The following is a 17,723-nucleotide window of genomic DNA, read 5'->3' as shown; positions in this document are numbered from 1 at the left end:
CGTCTGGAAGACGCTCCCGGCCTGCATGACCGACCGGGCCCGACGGCGAGTACGTCTACGTCGGTGGCGGTGCCAGGGTGCCAAGGCGGGCAACCCGGCTCATGCCGCCGGCCGTGCTGCTGTCGCAGCTCGTGGAGGGCGATGAGGAGAGCTTCAACTTGGCTCTGGCCGACGCGCTCGAAGCCCACCGCGACTACTGCCGAGTCGCCGACCGCGCCGACGAACACGCCGACCGCAAGCCGTCGTGTGCCTGACCCCGGCTGACATCAAAGCGGAGCCCGACTCGCGACCAGTGGCCACCGAGCGCGGCCCCCGCGCGGGTCCACCCTTGCCGTAGCGGAGGACCCTGCTGTGCTGTCCGTCGGGAGCCAGGCCCGACTCGTCCGTCGGAGGGGGCCGGATTCTCCAGCGCCCGGGGGAGGGAGGCCGGTAGTGACCGCGACTCTCCCCGGACGCCGGCTCCCCTTCTCCGTAGCGGCTTCAGCCCCCACGCCCAGGGGCACCTCGCCGCGACTCGGCCCGTCAGCGCGGTCCGGTCATGTGGTCAGGTCCAGCCATTCGCCGATGGCCAGCACGCGTGCGCGTGGTCCGGCGTGCTTGCGCAGTTCCTTCTCCGGGTCGGAGACTTCGACGTAGCCCGCGATCTTGTCCGGCTGCTCCGGTTCGTAGTGGATCGGTACCACGTACCGGGCGTCGAGGATCTCCGCCGCCGCAGCCGCCTGCCTCGGGTCCAGCGCGGCAAGGACCGGGCTCGGTGGCTGCAGATGCGGCGCGTCGACGACGGGCCCGTTGGCGGGCAGGAACGCCGCGTGGAACGGGCTGAACCGGCGCGCGATGAGCCACCAGTACCCGTGGAACATGGTGTCGCCGCCGTGGAAGAGCTTCTGTCCGTCGGCCTCCACCACCCAGTTCACCTGTGGGTCGCCCAGCCCGTCCACGGCCGGAACGGCGGTGACACGGAACGGCCCGATCTCATGGGTGGACCAGACGTCGACGACGGTCGTCGCCAGTCCGTGCGCGGTCAGCTCGCTTTCCGCCAGCAACGTCGTCACGTTGTCCACGTCATCACCATGACCGGGAGCCGGCCGCAGCACCGGCGCCCCCGGTGTCAGCACCTCCGCGAGCGCGGGCGCGTCGGTGTGATCGCGGTGCAGGTGGGTGACCAGCGCGGTATCGACCTTCCCGGTCGGTGCCGCCAGCGATCTGCCGGGCTTCCATCCGGTGAACAGCGGCGAGAGGTCCCGCACGTAGTCGATCACCAACCGCTTGCCATCGGCCTCGATCTCCAGTCCCGCCCAGCCCAGCCGTCGCACTCGCATCTGACTACTCCCTGCTCTCGGTGATGCCGCACAACTTAGCGTACGAACGTTCTCTAAAATATAGCGGACGGCCGTACGCTATGATCGTCGTATGTCGCCACGCCGCTCAGTAGCCGAAGCGCAGGCCACCAGGGGCCGGATTCTCAGTCGTGCCGCTGAGATCGCTTCCGAGGAAGGGTTGGACGGCATTACCATCGGTCGGCTCGCCGAGGTACTGGAGATGAGCAAGTCCGGCGTGCACAAGCACTTCGGCACCAAGGAGTCGCTGCAGATCTCCACGCTGGACAAGGCGTTCGTGGACTTCTGGCATCGGGTGGTCGAGCCCGCACTGGGTGAACCCCCGGGCCTGCGGCGGCTGCGCGCGGTGTGCGCCAACTCCGTGGACTACCTGGAAGCGCCACTGCTGCCCGGCGGCTGTCTGATGACCGCGGCGCTCACGGAGTACGACGGCCGCCCCGGCCGGGTCCGCGAGGCGGTGGCCGAGGTGTGGTCGCGCTGGCAGGAACAGTTGCGGGCGGATCTGACCGCGGCGGTGGAAAACGCCGAACTGCCGGAAGGGTTCGACGTCGACCAGGCCCTTTTCGAGATCGTCGCCGCCGGGCTGGCACTGAACGCCGCCATGCAACTCCAGCACGACCGCGCGGCCGCGGGCCGGGCCCGCCTCGCGATCGAACGGGCGCTGAGCCAGCCCTGACAGCACGACAGGTGGTGCGGTCCTGCTGGACAACGGCCACGGAGGTCGTGGTGGTGTGCCCAATCGCTACTGGCGCCGTGAACGATGATCTCCTCGGCCTCCCGCCGGGCAGCGCGCTGAACCAGTGCGGCGGCGCGGAACTCATGCGCCAGACCAGTTTCAGCAACAAGGGCGCGAACCGCGGAGAGGCGCCGCACGGCCATGGGCTCACCGAGCCGGTCGGCGACCGGCGTGCCCGACCGGGGTCAGCGGGTCATGGCGAGTGGGCTCGGCGGAAGCGAGCCGGGCTGGGTGACCGCATCCCCTGGACGGTGCCGCCGGCGTACCAACGGGTCCGTGGCCGGCCGCCGGCTGAGGTGAGGCGGTGGTCGGACCACTCCTGGTCGAACAGCGAGCTGGACTGGTTTTCGGTGACCTGCCGGCCGTTGACGACGACGGTAGGGGTGCCGGGTCCGCGCGGGTTGTCACCGCCGGCTGCCTTGTGGGCATTCTCCGAGGCGGTGACGACGTCGCGGTACTTCATCGTCGTCACAGCGGAGTCGAAGGACTCACCCCGCAACCCCGCCACCTGGTTGGCCGGTTCCAGCAGTGGGGCCGTGGTGTGGCCGCCCACCTGCTCGCTCTTGGCCATGTTCGCGAACGCCACCGCGTGGTACTCGGTGAACGTGCCTTCGTTCAGCGCCGCGCGCAGGGCGTTGACCGCCCTCTTCGACCCGTCCCTCGTACAGCCGGACCGTCGTCGCCGCGGACGACCGAACGGCCCGGGGCGAGTGCGTGACGCACTCGCCCCGGGCCGTTCGACGCTGAACCGGTATCGGGGGCCGGTCAGGCCGCGGGGACGACCTCGGCGGCGGTGATGGCGACCTGCTCGCGGGGCACGTCCTGGGCACCCGTCGGGACCTTGGCGATCCGGTCCACGACGTCATGGCCCTCGATGACCTGGCCGAAGACCGCGTAGCCCCAGCCGTCCTGGCCCGGGTAGTCGAGGAAGGCGTTGTCGACCGTGTTGATGAAGAACTGCGAGCTCGCCGAATGCGGGTCCGAGGTGCGGGCCATCGCCACGGTGTACTTGAGGTTCTTCAGGCCGTTGCGGGCCTCGTTCTCCACCCGGTGCGGGGCGGGCTTCTGGCGCATGTCGGTGTCCATACCGCCGCCCTGGATCATGAAGCCGCTGATCACGCGGTGGAACACGGTGCCCGCGTAGTGGCCGCTGTTGAGGTACGTGAGGAAGTTCGCGACCGACTTCGGAGCCTTGGCCTCGTCAAGGGAAAGGACGATGTCACCCATCGTCGTCGAAAGGCGGACGTCGGTCATGACTACTCCACTCGGCGCGGCTCGGGCGCGCGGGTAACGGTCGACAGGGCAGAGGGCAGCCTACTCCAGCGGGGTGGCGCGCGACCGCCGGGGGCCACCAGTCGGGCCGGCCCGGGTGTGCGGCGGCCGTGGCCCGGGCCGTGCCGAGGCTCGGGCGCGTGCGGGGCACCGTACGGCGCGAGGCGCGGGATTCGTCGGACGGCTGCCCGCGGCACGGGCACGCTCCTCCGTCCCGGCGGCCGGACGGCTAGCCGCGGCCCCGGGGCTTGCCGCGGCCGCCGCCACCGGGCCGCCCGGCCGTCCCACGGCGGCCGCCCCCGGTGTTCCTCGCCCCGCCGGTGCCCCGGCCCGAGCTCTTGGCGCCACCGGAAGCCTTGGCGCCGCGCGAGCCCCCGGCGGCCGACGCTCCCCGGCCGCCTCGCGGCGTGTCCTGGCCCTTGCCGCCCGACGGTGCGCCGTCCCGTCGTCCGGCGGCCGGCTCCGGGCGGCGGCCCCGGCTGCTGTTGACGGTCCGGCCGCGGACGATGCCGATGAAGTCCTCGACCAGGTCGGTGGTCCGCTCCTCGGGCCAGGACAGGGCCACCCGCGACTGCGGGGCGTCCACCACCGGCCGGTAGGTCAGGTCCCTGCGGTGGTGCAGCCGGGCCAGCGACTGGGGCACCACGAGCAGCCCCACCCCGGCGGCCACCAGCTCGATCGCGTCCGCGGTGGTGGCGGGCCGCTCGATCGCCGGGCGGCCGGGCGGGCGCTCCCAGTCGAAGACGTCGTCCAGCGGGTGGAACAGCACCTCGTCGGCCAGATCCGCCAGCGAGACCCCCTCGACCGCCGCCACCAGATGGTCCTTGGGCACCACGACCACGGTCGTCTCGGTGTAGAGCGGGATGGCGCTCAGCCCGTCGCGGTCGCAGGGCAGCCGCAGCAGGCCGGCGTCGGCCTCCGCCCGGCGCAGCAGGTCCGGCGTCTCCGCGTTGGCGCTTTGCGCCAGTTCCAGCGGGACGTCCGGCTGCCGCTCCCGCCAGATCCGCACCCACTTGGCGGGTGTCACGCCGGGAACGTAGGCGAGGCGGAACGAGGGGGAAGCTTCCGAGCCTGTCACCGGGCCAGGCTACCCGGGCGCCGGACAAACCCGCGCGCTCGCCCGGGTAGCCTGGAGCCCATGACGTCAAGCAAGACCACCCAGACCATGAAGCCCGCGACCGCGGCGAAGAAGCTGGGTGTGTACCTGGAGGCCACCCCCGCCGAGTTCCGCGAGGGCACCGTCTCGCGCGAGCAGTTCAACGCCCTGCAGGCCGACCCGCCCGCCTGGCTGCGCGACCTGCGGCGCGACGGACCGCACCCGCGCCCGGTGGTCGCGGCGAAGCTGGGGATCTCCATCGCCGGACTGGCCCGCGGCGGGGTCACCGAACCCCTCACCACCGAGCAGATCGAGGCGCTGAAGCAGGAGGACCCCGAGTGGCTCGCCAAGGAGCGCGCCACCCAGGCGGAGGTCCGCAAGGAGGCCGTCCGCCTCAAGGAGCTCAAGGAGAAGCGCGCCGCCAAGGACGCCGCCGCCCGCGACTGACCCGGTCTGACTGACCCGGTGTAGGTGTCGCCGTCCCGCTCCGGGCCTACCGTCCCGCCCCGTTCGTGCTGCCGGGCGGCCGGGAGCGGTTCTACCCTGGACGGGACGGACGGGGGCGGTCGAGCCGCCGCCGTGACCACCGGGCCGGAGGTGGCTGGGGCATGGCCGTGGAGCGAGATCGGATGACGCCGGGTGCGCCCGGTGTGTCCCATGCGGCCCGTGCCTTCGTCTGACCTGCGGGCGGAGCGCGGCGCGGCCGTGCGCAAGGCGGTGCGGATCACCCTGGCCGTCTCGGCCGGTTTCTATCTGTGCCGCTATGGGCTGGACCGGCCGGTCATGGCGGTCTACGCGCTTTTCGGGGCGATCGCCCTCGGTGCGCTCTCCCGGGTGGCCGGCTCGGGGCGGGTGCGGGCTGCCACGGTGCTCGCGGCCCTGCCGGTCGGTCTGCTGCTCACCGCGCTGGGCACCCTGCTCGCCGCCCGGACCTGGTCGGCGGTGCTGGGCATGCTGGCCGTCGGCTTCGCGCTCACCTTCTTCGGCGCCGTCGCCGGCCCTCGGGCCTCCGGACCGGCCCCGGGTCTGCAACTCTGCTACATCCTGGCCTGCTTCCCGCCCTTCGCGCCCGGGCAGCTCACCGACCGCCTCGCCGGGCTCACCCTCGGCATGGTGCTGCTCGCCTGCGCCGAGCGATGGCTGTCGGAGGAGGACAGGGAGCCCGGCTACCCGGCCCGGCTGGCCCATGCCGCCCGTACGGCCGCCCGACTTGCCACCCGGCTGGCCGAGGGCCCGCCCGGGCCCGCCGCCAGGGGCCCGGATGACCTCGCGCCTGACGCACACCCGGCCGATGACACGCCCGCCCCGTCCCCGGCCGAGGTCCGGGCCGCCGCGGACGGGTTGCGGCCGGATCTGCTGCCGGCGGGGGAGCGGCCCGCCTCGCCCTCGCGGGCGGATCGGGCCTACGCCCATGCCGGGGCCTCCGCCCGGACGCTGCTGCACCAGCTGGGGCGGCCGGCGCCCGCGGTGGCCGCCCGCGCCGGGGCCGACCCGCTCTCGGTGGGGCTCCTCGGCCGGGTCGCGGAGGCCTGCGAGGAGACCGCGGCGGCCCTGGGGGAGGGGCGGGACCCGGGGCCGGATCGGCTGCATCCGGCGATTTGGCAGTTCCAGGAGGTGCGGCGGGGGGAGGGGCCCCCGGGCGGGCGGAGCGAGGACGCCCAGGTACGGGCGGCGGTGCTGGCGGCGGCCGAGTCGGCGCGCAACCTCCAGGTCGCCGTACGGGTGGCGCTGGCCGGCCGGCTGCCGGAGCCGGTGGAGCCCCGGGCGCTGTTCTGGTACGCGGGGACGCCCGCGCCCCGGCTCTGGGCCCGGCGCGTGCTCGGCCATCTCACCCCGCGCTCCGTCCTCCTCCAGAACGCCGTGCGGGTGGCCGTCGGACTGGCCGCCGCCCGGCTGGTGGCCGGGGCGTTCGACCTGGCCCACGGCTTCTGGGTGCTGCTCGCGGTGCTCACCCTGCTGCGGACCACGGCGGTGCAGACCTTCCGGGCGGTGGCCCAGGCGCTGGCCGGCACCCTGGCCGGGGCGCTGGTCGCGGCGGCGCTGCTGACCGTGCTCGGGCCGGCGACCATCGCGTACGCCGTGATCCTCCCGCCGCTGATGCTGCTGGCCTTCACCCTCGGCCCGCTGCTGGGGCTGGCCTGGGCGCAGGGCCTGTTCACCCTGCTGGTGTCGGTGGTCTTCGCCCAGCTCGCCCCGGCGACCTGGCAGCTGGACGAGGTCCGGGCGCTGGATGTGCTCACCGGGAGTGTGGTCGGGCTGGTCTGCGGGCTGCTCGCCTGGCCGCGCGGCGCCCGGCACGAACTGGGCGCCGCCATCGCCCGGTTGCTGAGGGAGAGCGGCTCCTTGGTCACCTCGGTCACCGCGTTGTTGGTGCGCGGTCGCGGCTCGGGGCCGGAGGGGGTGAAGGACGGGGTGGGGGAGCGCGGGCAGGCCGCGGCGCATGCGGCGGAGCTGGCCCAGCGGGCGTACGCCCAGTACCTCACCGAGCCCTCGGCCGGCCGCGGCGGCGATCCGGTCGACTGGCACGCGGCGCTCATGGTGGGCCAGCACACCCTGAACGGCGGCTACTGGCTGCCGCTCTACGACGCTCCGCGGCCGGAGGCCCTCGCCGAGCAGGACCGGGCGCGGGTGTCCGCCCAGGCGGCGGGGCTGGCGGGGACGCTGACCGCCGAGGCGGCGGTCGCCGCCGGTGCCGCGGTTCCCGACGGGGTCCCCGTACCGCCGCACCGTGCCGCACTGGTCCGCGCGGTGCCGGAGCTGGTCGACCTCCAGCAGTGGCTGAGCGTGCTGGACCATGACGCGGAGCTGCTACGGGCCCCGCCCGCCGCCGCTAACTGACCCCGGCGTCGGCGGCCAGTTCGGAGGCATACGGCGGCTCCGCGCCGGCCCGGGTGCAGGTGACGGCGGCCGCCCGGGCCGCGTACCCGAGGACGTCCAGCCACCGTTCCCGATCCAGCGCCGGAGCGGGGTCGAGCGCGCCATGGTGGTCGAGCCGGTGCAGCAGGGCGGCGTTCACCGTGTCGCCGGCGCCGATGGTGTCCAGCACGGGCACCCGCTGCCCGGGGACGTCGAACCGCCCGCCGGTGCGGTCCAGCACGGTCAGCCCGTCGGTGCCGCGGGTGACCACCACCGCGTACGGACCGGCCGCCAGCCACCCCTCGACGGCGGTGTCCACATCCTCGGACCCGGCCAGCCAGGCGGCGTCCTGGTCGGAGAGCTTGAGCAGGGTCACCGACGGCAGCCAGGAGCGGAAGCGGGCCCGGTAGGCGCCCGCGTCGGGGATCAACCCCGGCCGCACATTGGGGTCCAGCGCGGTGAACAGCCCCCGCCGCGCCTCCCGGTGCAGCAGCTCCTCGTAGGCGCTCGCCCCCGGTTCGAGGATCAGCGAGCAGGTGCCGAAGACGATCGCCCGGGCCTCGGCGGGCAGCGCGCCGGGCAGGGCGAACAGCCGGTCCGCGGTGCCCTCGGCATGGAAGCGGTACGCGGCCGCGCCCGAGGCGGCGATCTCGGTGACCGCGAGGGTGGTCGGCTCCGGCCCGCGCTGGACCAGGGAGGTGTCCACGCCGTCGGCGGCCAGTCCGGCCAGCAGCGCCTCGCCGAACTGGTCGGTGGAGATCCGTGAGCAGAAGGCGGTTCGTGAGCCGAGCCGGGCCAGGGCGATCGCGGTGTTGTACGGGCCGCCGCCGCGCTTGGGCAGCAGTGCGGGCAGCCCGTCCGCGACCGGCCCCTCGGGTACCAGGTCGATCAGGGCTTCACCGGCGGAGACGATCATGCTGAGGCCTTTCCCGGAGGCGGACGTCGGGCAGCGGACTTCCCTTCGGCGGCCGGCCCTTGGCTGCGGTGGCCCTTCGCTGCGGTGGCTCTGCTTCGCGGGGCCGGGGCCGAGCGTACGGCGGGCGGGCGGTGCGGACCCCGCCGGGGTCCCGGTCCCGGGCTCGGTGCCGACGGGGTTCTTCGGTCGCGGCTCCGGGCCCCGGTCAGCTTCCGGCGGGGCGGACCTGGCGGGCCTCGTACAGGCCGCCCAGACGCTCGTACGCCTCGGCGACCACGGCCTCCGCCTCTCGTACCACCACCGGTGTCCGGTGCCGGCCGTCGCCTGCTCCGGCCTGCGGGTGGCGCCGCAGCCACCAGGTCTCCGCGAGGGCGTACAACCCGGAGGCGCACACGATGAGCGGGATCGAGAGGGCAAGCAGGATGTCACCCACGGACGGGCCTCCTTCGCGACAATCGGGCTGGTGTGCCCCGTGTACCCGGCGGACGGGTGAAGATGGCGCCCGTCCGCCGGGGTAACGCCCGACCCGGCCCGGGGGTGTTGGGTGCTCCGCCTTCGAAGGCATGTCCATCGCCGGATCGGGCGTCACGAGGCGGTGCGCTGTTACGCCGCATGGCCGGTGCCCGCGCCTCGGTCGAGCCGAAGAACCGGTGAACGCACATCGCGGGACGTACCGGCGGAAACACCTCAGGTTCGCAGTCCCCATCCGAACCGAGGTGATCACCCGATGCTCCACAGACACGCCCTGGCCGCGTGCACCGCCCTGTCGGCGGTCGGCGCGTTCGCACTGGCCCAGCCGGCCGGCGCCGCACCGGCCGACCCGCCCGCAGCGACCGTCCCGGCCTCGGCTCCCTCCGTGAGCGGTCCCGCCGACACCGACGGGGCCGCCCCCGGAGTGCTGGACGCCCTGCGGCGCGATCTGGGGCTGACCGACGAGCAGGCCCGCGCCCGGCTGCGCAACGAGGCCGACGCTGGCGCCCGAGCGGGCCGGTTGCGCAACGCGCTGGGCAGCCGCTACGCCGGGGCGTGGGTGAGCGGGCAGACCGCGGCCACGCTGACCGTCGCCACTACCGACGCCACCGACTCCGCCACCATCAAGGCGGCCGGTGCCGAGACCAGGGTGGTGCGCCACGGGCTGGCCGCGCTGGAGTCCGCCAAGGCCCGGCTGGACCGGCAGTCGGCGCGGACCAAGACCGCCGAGGCGCCCGTCTGGTACGTGGACCCGCGCACCAACACCGTCACCGTGGAGGCCACCCGGGCGGCCGCCGCCGAGGTGCTGCTCGACGCCGCCGGGGTGGACCGGAGCCTGGTGCGGACCGTGGCCGTCAAGGAGCGCCCGCGCGCCCTGTACGACCTGCGCGGCGGCGACGCCTTCCACATCGGCGGCGGGCGCTGCTCGATCGGCTTCTCCGTGGTCGCCGGCAGCCGCCAGGGCTTTGTCACCGCGGGGCACTGCGGCAGCGCGGGCGACGCCACGACCGGGTTCAACAAGGTCGCCCAGGGCAGCTTCCAGGCGTCCACCTTCCCGGGCAAGGACATGGCCTGGGTCGAGGCGAACGCCGACTGGACCGCCACCCCGTACGTCAAGGGCCAGGGCGGGGCGAACGTCGAGGTCAGCGGCTCCACCGAGGCCCTGGTGGGGGCCTCGGTCTGCCGCTCGGGCTCCACCACCGGCTGGCACTGCGGCACCGTCGAGCAGCACGACACCAGCGTCTCCTACCTGGAGGGCACGGTCCGCGGGCTGACCCGCACCACGGTGTGCGCGGAGCCCGGCGACTCGGGCGGCTCCTACATCTCCGGGGCGCAGGCCCAGGGGGTCACCTCGGGCGGCTCCGGGGACTGCGTCTCCGGCGGCACCACGTACCACCAGCCGGTCAACCCGATCCTCAAGGAGTTCGGGCTCACCCTGAAGACCGGTGCGCCGGACGCCGGGGACACCGGCAAGGCGGGCACCTGGGCGGCGGGCAAGGTGTACGACACCGGCGACCAGGTCACCTACGACGGCGCCTCCTACCGCTGCCTCCAGCCGCACCAGGCCCAGTCCGGCCGGGGCCCCTCGGCCAGCCCGGCCCTCTGGCAGCACGCCTGACGGCTCGCAGTCCAGCCCTCCTGCAGCGCGCCTGACGGCTCATGCGCTCGCCGGCCGCCGTTCCCTTCAGACGGCGGCCGGTTCGCCGTCCGCGTCGGGGTGCCCCGGGACCGGGCCGGACGCGCCCGCCTCCGCCGCCCCTCGGCCGCCGTCTCCATCCCCGTACCGCCGCAGCCCGCGGCCAGCAGCAGCACCCCGCGCCCGGCCACGACCGCGGCGGCCGCCGCCACCAGCCAGCCGACCGGGCCCGCCCGGAAGGTCTCGCCCAGCAGCGCCACCCCGATGATCGCCGCGGCGGCCGGATTGGCGAGGTTGACCACGGCCAGCGGGGCGGCGAGTCCGTCCCGGAACGCGAGCTGGGACAGCAGCATGCCCCCGGTCGCGAAGACCGTCACCAGGCCGCCCACCGCCACCGTCTGCCACCAGGGCACCGGCCCGCCGGGCAGGGCGCGGGTCAGCGCGACCGTCACCGTGGGCGTCAGCGCGGAGGCCACCCCGGAGGCGACCCCGGCGGCACTGGCGTACCGCAGCCGCCCCCGCCCCGTCGGCCGGCCCCGCAGCAGCGCGGCGATGAGCAGCGCGGTCGCCGCCCCGACGACCAGCGCCTCGGCCGTCGACAGCGCCTCACCGGGCGCGGCCGGGCCCACCACGGACACCAGGGCCAGCAGCCCGCCCAGCGTCCAGAGCGCACCCCGCCACTCCGCCCGGCCCACCCGCCGCCGCTCGTAGGCGGCGCCGAGCGGCAGGGCGGCGACCAGGGTCAGCGCGCCCAGCGGCTGGACCAGGGTGAGCGGGCCGTAGTGCAGCGCCGCCACATGCAGCAGCGCGCCCAGGCCGTTGAGGCCCACCGCCCACCACCACAGCGGCTGCCGGAGCAGCCCGTGCCCGGCCGGATCCCCGGCGGCCCGTACGGCGGCCAGGCGGGACTGGACCACCGCACCCAGCGCGTATCCCGCTGCGGAGGCCAGCGACAGCACCACCGCGAACACCAGCGCCCTCATGCCGGCACCGCCCTCGGTGCCGGGACCGCCCGGGCCCCGGCCGCGCGGAGCACCAGCAGCGCGCCGCCGAGCAGCACCGCGGCGGCCAGCGCGTCCAGCCAGTAGTGGTTGGCCGTGCCGACCACCACCAGCAGGGTGAGCAGCGGGTGCAGCAGCCACAGCCACCGCAGCCGGCCGCGGGTGGCCGCGATGACACCGACGGCCACCATCAGCGCCCAGCCCACATGGAGCGAGGGCATGGCCGCGAACTGGTTGGCCAGCGAGTCGGTCTCCGGGGCGGCGCCGTACACCGAGGGGCCGTAGCGCAGCGCGGTGTCCACCAGGTGGGTGGAGGCCAGCAGCCGCGGCGGGGCCAGCGGCAGGAGCAGATGGAGCGCCAGCGCGCCCGCGGTCAGCAGGGCCAGCGCCTGCCGGGCCCAGAGGTAGTGGGCCGGCCGCCGCCAGTAGAGCCAGACCAGGAAGGCCAGGGTGGCGGGGAAGTGGACGGCCGCGTAGTACGTGTTGGCCAGGTGCACCGCGGTCTCGTCGCGCAGCAGCACCCGCTGGACCAGGCCCTCGCCGGGGAGGTGGAGGGCGCGCTCCAGGTGCCAGACGCCCTCGGCGTTGCGGAAGGCCGGCCCGGGGTGCCCGTTCGCCAGCAGCCGCCCCAGCTTGTAGACCGCGAACAGCTCGGTGACCAGCAGCAGCTCGCGCAGCAGCGGGGGCCGGCCGGTCCCCGCCGGTCCGGGGCGGGTCTTCGCCGGTCCGGGGCGGGCGGGGGCGGTGGCGGTACGGGTACGGGGTGCGGGAGCCGCCGACGTCCGGCGTATCCCTCCGATCCCTCCGATCCCTCCGGCCCCTCTCAGAGCTGACCCGGCAGCCATCTGCGGCCCTTCGACGTGCGGTCACCCGGCCTCGGTGGGGCCAGGTGAGGTCCACCGGTCGGGTGGACCACGGAAGCGTAGATCCGTTCTTATCGAGACGCAAGCGTATCGGAACGTTTGCGTCTCGATTGAGCGCCGCCTACCCTCGTACGAGCGGGCCCGGACCGGACGGGCCCCTCACGCACCCCGGCGCGGCACCCACGGGAGACGACCGATGTCCACGCAGACGGCCACCGACACCACCCCGTCCCCCACCGCACCCCTCACCCGCCGCAGCAAGATCACCCCCCAGCGGGAGCGGGAGCTCTTCGACGCGGTCCTCGACCTGCTGCGCGAGCGCGGGTACGACGCCGTCACCATGGAGGGCGTTGCCGCGCGGACCAAGTGCGGCAAGGCCACCCTCTACCGCCAGTGGAAGACCAAGTCCCAGCTGGTCACCGCCGCGCTGGACACCAACCGCTGCTCCCTGTTCACCGGCGTCGACACCGGCTCGCTGGCCGGCGACCTGCGCGCCGCGGCCCGCGCCGCGAGCGACGGGCGGGGCCGGGACACCGCCCTGATGGAAGCGGTCGGCCACGCCTACCTCCACCACCCCGACCTGCGCCAGGCCCTCCGGGAAACGGTGATCAACCCGGAGGTCGCCGCCCTGGACGCCATGCTGGGCCGAGGCGTCGAACGGGGCGAGATCACCGCCGACAACCCGGCCGCCGCCTTCGTCGCCCCCGCGTTCCTGGGCGTCCTGCGGGTCGAACGGCTCTTCGAGGACCGCTTCGCCGACCAGGACGCGCTGCCCGCCTTTGTGGAGGCGGTACTCCTCCCGGCCCTGGGGCTCGGCGACGCCCCGGAGGCGGCCCCCGGCGTCTGAGCTGCCAGGGAGGGGTGGCCACCGCCCGCGTGCCCGGCGGGTGAGGGCGCCTGAGTCTCCGCCGCCGTGGCGGGTCTACCCCCCGGTCAGCGAGGGCGCCTCCGCGCCCGGGTCCACCGCCCCGCCGGCCGGGCCGTCGTCCAGCCGTTCCGCCAGCGCCCGCGCCCACTCCGCCAGCCCGGGCACATCGAGCCCGTAGGGCGAGGGGTACGGGATGATCCGGTCGGCGCCGCGCCGCAGCAGCCGGGCCCCGCCCGTCAGGTTGCCCCGGGCCCCGTGGGTCAGCCCCACCGCCAGCTGGGCCAGCCCGCGCCACAGCTCCCGCTCCCCGGGCCGCCGCTCGGCACACCCCTTCCAGGCGTCCTCGAACACCTCGTGGGCGTGGAACGGCGCCCCCGCGTCCAGCAGCCGCTGCGCCTCGCGCACCGTCTCCTCCGGGGTCCGCTCCACCCCCTCGGGCTGCCGTTCCACCCCTCGGGCGCCGTACGGCAGCGGCCGCCCGAGTCCGTCCCGGGGCCGGGCACTGCGGGCCCGCCCCTCGGCATCCCGGTCCCTGCTGGTCCTGTCCACCCGGCCATTGTCCGCCGCCCCCGCCCCGGACCGCCGCCCTGCGTGAACCACCTCGGTGGGTGAGGTAGTGTTGGCGTGCGCGCTCACCACGGCGGACAGCCGGTCGGCGCGCATCGGGACGTGGCGCAGCTTGGTAGCGCACTTGACTGGGGGTCAAGGGGTCGCAGGTTCAAATCCTGTCGTCCCGACTTGTGAGAGTCGTGGTTCAGGGCCGGTTCGGAGACATCCGAACCGGCCCTTGATCGTTCTTGGGGGCCAGTTGGGGACCAAACCGCTCTGAGGGGATCACACGGCAGTCATTGCCGTGAGTGGCAGTGAACGAGGTGTACGGAGCACCATGAGGTGCGCAGACAATGCGGCACGCGCTGCCGTGATCTGGTCAGCGTCGGGGTGCAGGTAGCGCTGGGTGGTGGTCAGCGAACCGTGTCCGGCGATCTTGCAGAGCACATGAAGCGGGACGCCGGCGTCGGCGAACCAGGTCAGTCCGGTGTGGCGGAGGTCGTGTCGCCGGAGGTGCTTGAAGCCGAGCTCGGTTACGACGTCGTCCCAATGGGTGGCGTCGCGCAGGACTGCGGTGGAAATGCGTCCCCCGCGTGGGCCATAGAAGATCCGGGCATCGGGATCGTTGCCGACGGCTAGCAGGCGCTGGGCAACCATCGGCCGCACCTCCTCGATGAGGGGTACTGTGCGGGCACGCTTGCCCTTGGTCGCCTTGTCGACGAGACCTCCTGGGGCAGGGGTGGTCCGTCGGCGCACGGTCCAGATCCAGTTGTAGGTGTCGATGTCCCTTACGCGGACTCCGGAGACCTCGCCTATCCGGGCGGCGGTGGAGGCGGCGAGGTGACCACGTCCCCCCAGCCCTGGTATTCGCCGTGTGATCGGACTACTAGAGCCTTCGCGAGGGCCTGAAGAGGTTCCCAGTTTGGCAGGGCCAACGCTCGCGGGTCATTGAGTTCGTCCTCGACCAGCTGGTACTGGCGTTGCCAACCGCTGACCCTGGCAGGGGTGACCTTGATGAGCCCGTCTCGAACGGCTTGCTCCATCACGCGAACGAGGAGGGCAATGGTGTTCTTGACGGTGGAGCGGCTGTGCTCGTCGGCGATCCACCGGTAGATCGTACGGTCCACCGCGCCATTGGCGATCATCCGGATCGAGTAAGTGAGCCGATGGAGCTGCTCGGCGTGCAGCGGACGGCGCGCCTCTACCTCGCCGACGAACGAGATCGTTGTGGCAGGTGGAGCAGGCCCGGCCGTGGACGACGGCACGGGTACCCGCAGCCGCTGCGGGGTGGGCTGGCCCCCACCCCGTCACGTTGATCGACTTGACTGCTCGCGCCCAGTGGACACGGCCCTCGCTAAAGTCATCACTTGAGAGCCGCCAGTAGTCCATACCGATGGCGATCAGTGCTGGGCCTCACAGCGCCGGGGTGACGGCGGTGTCCGGCGTCGCAGACGCCGAAGAGCCAGTTGCCGGGTGCCTGCGGGTCGTCGTTGGTGAGGTAATCGATGCCCCCGCTAGGGCGGCAACCGTGAGCTGAAGAAGGTGATCGAGGGGTACTCGAAAGGCGCATCACCCCACCATGGTCCTTGGCGCCTGGAAAAGCCCACGAACTGACGTCAACCGTGTGGCTGCAGGCATGGCCGCCACCACGGCCGAGTGACAACTGAGCGCGAGAGTTGGCCGATCGTAGGGATGGAGACTCTCTGTCCATCGGCGGGTGTCACTGCTCGGCCGTAAGCTCGCGAGACACGAGAAGGGGGCCTTACGTGCGCGACCGCATGCTGACAACCGACGTACCGCTCGGGCCGTTCGAAGGGACTGAGATCACTGTCCACTCGGCCAAGGGGAAGAACGCGAAACTGCACGTCCGCAGGGAGTGCGGCCAACTGCGAACGTCCAACGTAGTGACTGCTGAGGTCCCGCTGAACGCGGCCGTCGTGGACAGATTCTGCTCCGGGTGCGCGGACTGGGGGCCGAGCGTCCGGCCGACGACGGGGCTGGGCATCTTCATGGGCGCACTCGGTGGAACGGGACTGCTCCACCAACTGCAGGCCTATGCAGGGCCGGATGAGGACGTGTACTGGACCCAGGAAGAAGTACGAGCCGCAGCCGAGCTCCTGCGCGCGAAACCGGATCCGGAAGAAGATGACGACGACAGCCGGTGGGAGGCGCGCCGGGAAGCCGAGGAGCTCCAGGACCGGGTCTTGTCCCGCTGGCGTCACGCAGCCGAGAGCCTATACCGGTCACAGGCTGTCATCGCTCACTTCCGATGGCTCACGGACTGGGCAAGGCCGAAGGTGGTTGTGAAGGAGAACTACCTCGCCACTCTGCGGGAGCAGGCGGCTCTCTTCGTGGATCCGGCAGGGCTTGTCGTCGCTGCTGCCGCTGCGGCACTGGAGGTGCCTCAGTTGCCGGCTGACGACCCGGCCTTCGCGGTGCTCGGCGACTGCAAGAAGATCTCCGCCGGGCTGAGCGCGCTCTGGAGGCGGTGGCAGTACGACGCCGAGCGAGGGTGGGAAGGACCGGACTCACGGGAGATCGTTCGCTACCACCTAGTACGGGACATCAGGCCCAACAAGAAGGGGCACGACGAAGCCCTGGCCGGTGCCGCCCGTCTGATTCGGTCCTGGGAGGAGAAAGCCCGGGCAGTAGCCGAGTCGACGGTCATGGAACCGACGCTGTTCATCACGGCACGTCTACCGGAGCGCGAGGAGGAGCCTGCGCGCCCGGGTGAGGGCGTGGCGGACATCCTCAAGGGCATGGATCCGTGGACCACGGGCGTGCTGGTGACCTGGGCCGTCCATGCCGACTGGAGCCGCGGAATCCTGACTCTGAAGGTCCCTGCACTCGTTGCCGACCGGCTCCTAGCCATGTCGGGCGGCATCACTTGTGTCCCGGGCGGCACCGAAGACGCACCAATCGAGGTCGATGTCCGGGAACAGGCCGATACCCTCCGCCCCGGGATCTTTGACGATTCCGAGGTCTTCACCCGCCAGCCCGTCACGCTGGCGCACCTCCGGGCCCTGCGTGTCTACTCGTACGCGGTCGACCAGCTGTGCATCGTCTTCTCGACGAGCGGCGGCGCCGAAGTCCTGTCTCTCGACGCCATCGAGCGGAGACTGGCCCAGGGCTGGACCGGGGTCATCGTGGCCAGCGCTTCGGACCTCCCGAGCAGCGTGATCAGCCCGTGGGTCAAGCAAGTCGCCCTCGCGCCAGACACGTCAGACCCAAGCGACGCACGGCAGCCTGGGTTCGGCGCCGCCTTTAGCCTCACGGCCGGAGCCCAGGACGCGGTGCGCTGGCCACACGGGGACCGGGCCAAGGAGCACAACCTGCGCCTGCTTGCCATGGCACGCGGCGTCTCCGATCTGCGAACCCTCGACACGGGCCGCTCCGCAACCCTGCCCCCAGCCGTTTGGGAAGGCCTCCTCGCGCCTGCTCGGCTTGACCTCGCCCCATTCCGCCCGCCCAACAGCGACCGCTGGCGCAGCGGCAGCGGTCTTCCTCTCGGCGTGCTCCGCCACGCTCAGATCTACACCACGAACGCGGACCCGCGGCTGGAGGGCAAGGGCCACTCGCCGCTGTGCCGGCATACACGGGAGCGGGGCGTTGCTGCGAGCGACGACCTCCTGTCGGTGGCCGATCTGCTGGCCCGTGACGACTTCGACTGGTGCAGCAAGTGCGGCGGCTACGCCGTACGCCGACTGACCGACACCCAGCTCTCGTACTACCGGGCAGCGCACAGCCTGCACGACATCACCAGGCAGCTGGACGACAGTCGGCCACACCGAGCTCCGGTCGACATCGAGGCCGTCGTCAACCAGCTGGAAGAGCTCGCTGACTGGGAACCCGGGAGCCGTGAGGGCTGGGGTGTGGAAGGCCACTGGCCCTGGCGTGAGGCTGTCCGAGAGCAACGACGCCGAGCCGAGAAGCTGCGATGCGCCGATTCGTCCTGACCCTCTTCCTCCTGGCTCCCCGCCCGTTTGCGAGCAGGCGGGGAGCCACGCGGCACTGATGAGGATCTCCCCGGTCGGCCGCAGTGGGGCCTCCGACCGAACATCATGTACGAGGCGGAGAACCGGGCTCTGGACGCCTTAGAGCTGACGGTCGCGCAGCGCGCCC

Annotated in this window: 17 protein-coding genes, 1 tRNA gene and 1 pseudogene; 8 read left to right on the top strand and 11 right to left on the bottom strand. The window is 73.1% G+C overall.

Annotation, left to right across the window (positions count from 1 at the left end):
- Positions 1–101 precede the first annotated feature (101 nt).
- Positions 102–221: pseudogene (locus tag ABZ945_RS06685) on the top strand (Imm49 family immunity protein); the annotation flags it as partial.
- Positions 222–536: 315 nt separating this feature from the next.
- Here the strand turns inward: ABZ945_RS06685 and ABZ945_RS06680 are convergent.
- Entirely contained in the window at positions 537–1,319 is a 783-nt protein-coding gene (locus tag ABZ945_RS06680) for an MBL fold metallo-hydrolase (RefSeq protein ID WP_361264962.1), read from the bottom strand.
- Between the two features lie 91 nt (positions 1,320–1,410).
- Between ABZ945_RS06680 and ABZ945_RS06675 the strand changes: the two genes are divergently transcribed.
- On the top strand, positions 1,411–2,013 hold the full coding sequence (locus tag ABZ945_RS06675; protein WP_361264959.1) for a TetR/AcrR family transcriptional regulator: 603 nt from the start codon (positions 1,411–1,413) through the stop codon (positions 2,011–2,013).
- A gap of 253 nt (positions 2,014–2,266) precedes the next feature.
- Here the strand turns inward: ABZ945_RS06675 and ABZ945_RS06670 are convergent, their stop codons facing one another.
- The 3 genes from ABZ945_RS06670 to ABZ945_RS06660 form a co-directional block, all read right to left on the bottom strand.
- Positions 2,267–2,842 carry a thioredoxin domain-containing protein gene (locus ABZ945_RS06670; protein WP_361265282.1) on the bottom strand — a complete coding sequence of 192 codons (576 nt, stop codon included), beginning with the start codon at positions 2,840–2,842 and terminating at the stop codon, positions 2,267–2,269.
- Complete coding sequence (locus tag ABZ945_RS06665) at positions 2,839–3,327, bottom strand: peptidylprolyl isomerase (RefSeq protein WP_361264956.1); 489 nt, start codon at positions 3,325–3,327, stop codon at positions 2,839–2,841. The genes ABZ945_RS06670 and ABZ945_RS06665 overlap by 4 nt, the downstream gene beginning before the upstream one ends.
- 247 nt (positions 3,328–3,574) lie before the next feature.
- Entirely contained in the window at positions 3,575–4,423 is an 849-nt protein-coding gene (locus tag ABZ945_RS06660; protein WP_361264953.1) for a LysR family transcriptional regulator substrate-binding protein, read from the bottom strand.
- A gap of 60 nt (positions 4,424–4,483) precedes the next feature.
- On the opposite strand from ABZ945_RS06660, the gene ABZ945_RS06655 reads away from it, so the two are divergent.
- Together ABZ945_RS06655 and ABZ945_RS06650 are read left to right on the top strand one after the other, a co-directional pair.
- The gene (locus tag ABZ945_RS06655) at positions 4,484–4,888 is read left to right on the top strand and encodes a DUF5997 family protein (protein ID WP_361264950.1); all 405 of its coding nucleotides are present in this window, start codon (positions 4,484–4,486) and stop codon (positions 4,886–4,888) included.
- A gap of 219 nt (positions 4,889–5,107) precedes the next feature.
- Positions 5,108–7,279, top strand: coding sequence for an FUSC family protein (locus ABZ945_RS06650; RefSeq protein WP_361264947.1), 2,172 nt, complete (start codon positions 5,108–5,110; stop codon positions 7,277–7,279).
- On the opposite strand, the gene ABZ945_RS06645 is transcribed toward ABZ945_RS06650, so the two are convergent.
- Together ABZ945_RS06645 and ABZ945_RS06640 are read right to left on the bottom strand one after the other, a co-directional pair.
- Positions 7,272–8,213 carry a carbohydrate kinase gene (locus ABZ945_RS06645; protein ID WP_361264944.1) on the bottom strand — a complete coding sequence of 314 codons (942 nt, stop codon included), beginning with the start codon at positions 8,211–8,213 and terminating at the stop codon, positions 7,272–7,274. The two genes, ABZ945_RS06650 and ABZ945_RS06645, sit on opposite strands and share 8 nt — an antisense overlap.
- A 205-nt stretch (positions 8,214–8,418) precedes the next feature.
- A complete protein-coding gene (locus ABZ945_RS06640; protein ID WP_361264941.1) occupies positions 8,419–8,646 on the bottom strand; it encodes a hypothetical protein in 228 nt (75 codons plus the stop codon).
- A gap of 294 nt (positions 8,647–8,940) precedes the next feature.
- Here ABZ945_RS06640 and ABZ945_RS06635 point away from each other — a divergent pair, with 294 nt between their 5' ends.
- Positions 8,941–10,302: an alpha-lytic protease prodomain-containing protein gene (locus ABZ945_RS06635; RefSeq protein ID WP_361264938.1), complete on the top strand. Its 1,362-nt coding sequence runs from the start codon at positions 8,941–8,943 to the stop codon at positions 10,300–10,302.
- On the opposite strand, the gene ABZ945_RS06630 is transcribed toward ABZ945_RS06635, so the two are convergent.
- On the bottom strand, positions 10,224–11,303 hold the full coding sequence (locus tag ABZ945_RS06630; protein ID WP_361264935.1) for a DMT family transporter: 1,080 nt from the start codon (positions 11,301–11,303) through the stop codon (positions 10,224–10,226). The genes ABZ945_RS06635 and ABZ945_RS06630 overlap by 79 nt on opposite strands.
- On the bottom strand, positions 11,300–12,166 hold the full coding sequence (locus tag ABZ945_RS06625) for a phosphatase PAP2 family protein (protein WP_361264932.1): 867 nt from the start codon (positions 12,164–12,166) through the stop codon (positions 11,300–11,302). Before ABZ945_RS06625 ends, ABZ945_RS06630 begins: the two co-directional genes overlap by 4 nt.
- A gap of 214 nt (positions 12,167–12,380) precedes the next feature.
- Here ABZ945_RS06625 and ABZ945_RS06620 point away from each other — a divergent pair, with 214 nt between their 5' ends.
- Positions 12,381–13,031 carry a TetR/AcrR family transcriptional regulator gene (locus tag ABZ945_RS06620; protein ID WP_361264929.1) on the top strand — a complete coding sequence of 217 codons (651 nt, stop codon included), beginning with the start codon at positions 12,381–12,383 and terminating at the stop codon, positions 13,029–13,031.
- A 75-nt stretch (positions 13,032–13,106) separates the two neighbouring features.
- On the opposite strand, the gene ABZ945_RS06615 is transcribed toward ABZ945_RS06620, so the two are convergent.
- Complete coding sequence (locus ABZ945_RS06615; protein WP_361264926.1) at positions 13,107–13,601, bottom strand: DUF309 domain-containing protein; 495 nt, start codon at positions 13,599–13,601, stop codon at positions 13,107–13,109.
- A 114-nt stretch (positions 13,602–13,715) separates the two neighbouring features.
- On the opposite strand from ABZ945_RS06615, the gene ABZ945_RS06610 reads away from it, so the two are divergent.
- Positions 13,716–13,789: transfer RNA gene (locus ABZ945_RS06610), tRNA-Pro, on the top strand.
- 97 nt (positions 13,790–13,886) lie between these two features.
- Here the strand turns inward: ABZ945_RS06610 and ABZ945_RS06605 are convergent.
- Together ABZ945_RS06605 and ABZ945_RS06600 are read right to left on the bottom strand one after the other, a co-directional pair.
- The gene (locus ABZ945_RS06605) at positions 13,887–14,384 is read right to left on the bottom strand and encodes a tyrosine-type recombinase/integrase (protein WP_361265279.1); all 498 of its coding nucleotides are present in this window, start codon (positions 14,382–14,384) and stop codon (positions 13,887–13,889) included.
- Between the two features lie 29 nt (positions 14,385–14,413).
- Entirely contained in the window at positions 14,414–14,746 is a 333-nt protein-coding gene (locus tag ABZ945_RS06600; protein WP_361264923.1) for a hypothetical protein, read from the bottom strand.
- Between the two features lie 621 nt (positions 14,747–15,367).
- On the opposite strand from ABZ945_RS06600, the gene ABZ945_RS06595 reads away from it, so the two are divergent.
- Entirely contained in the window at positions 15,368–17,557 is a 2,190-nt protein-coding gene (locus ABZ945_RS06595; RefSeq protein ID WP_361264920.1) for a hypothetical protein, read from the top strand.
- Positions 17,558–17,723 lie beyond the last annotated feature (166 nt).

Origin of the sequence: Streptomyces sp. NPDC046887 (assembly GCF_040644755.1) — a bacterium.
Classification (GTDB): domain Bacteria; phylum Actinomycetota; class Actinomycetes; order Streptomycetales; family Streptomycetaceae; genus Streptomyces; species Streptomyces lichenis.
The sequence above is the reverse complement of the archived record's forward strand: the minus strand, read 5'-3'. Positions and strand labels throughout refer to the sequence as shown.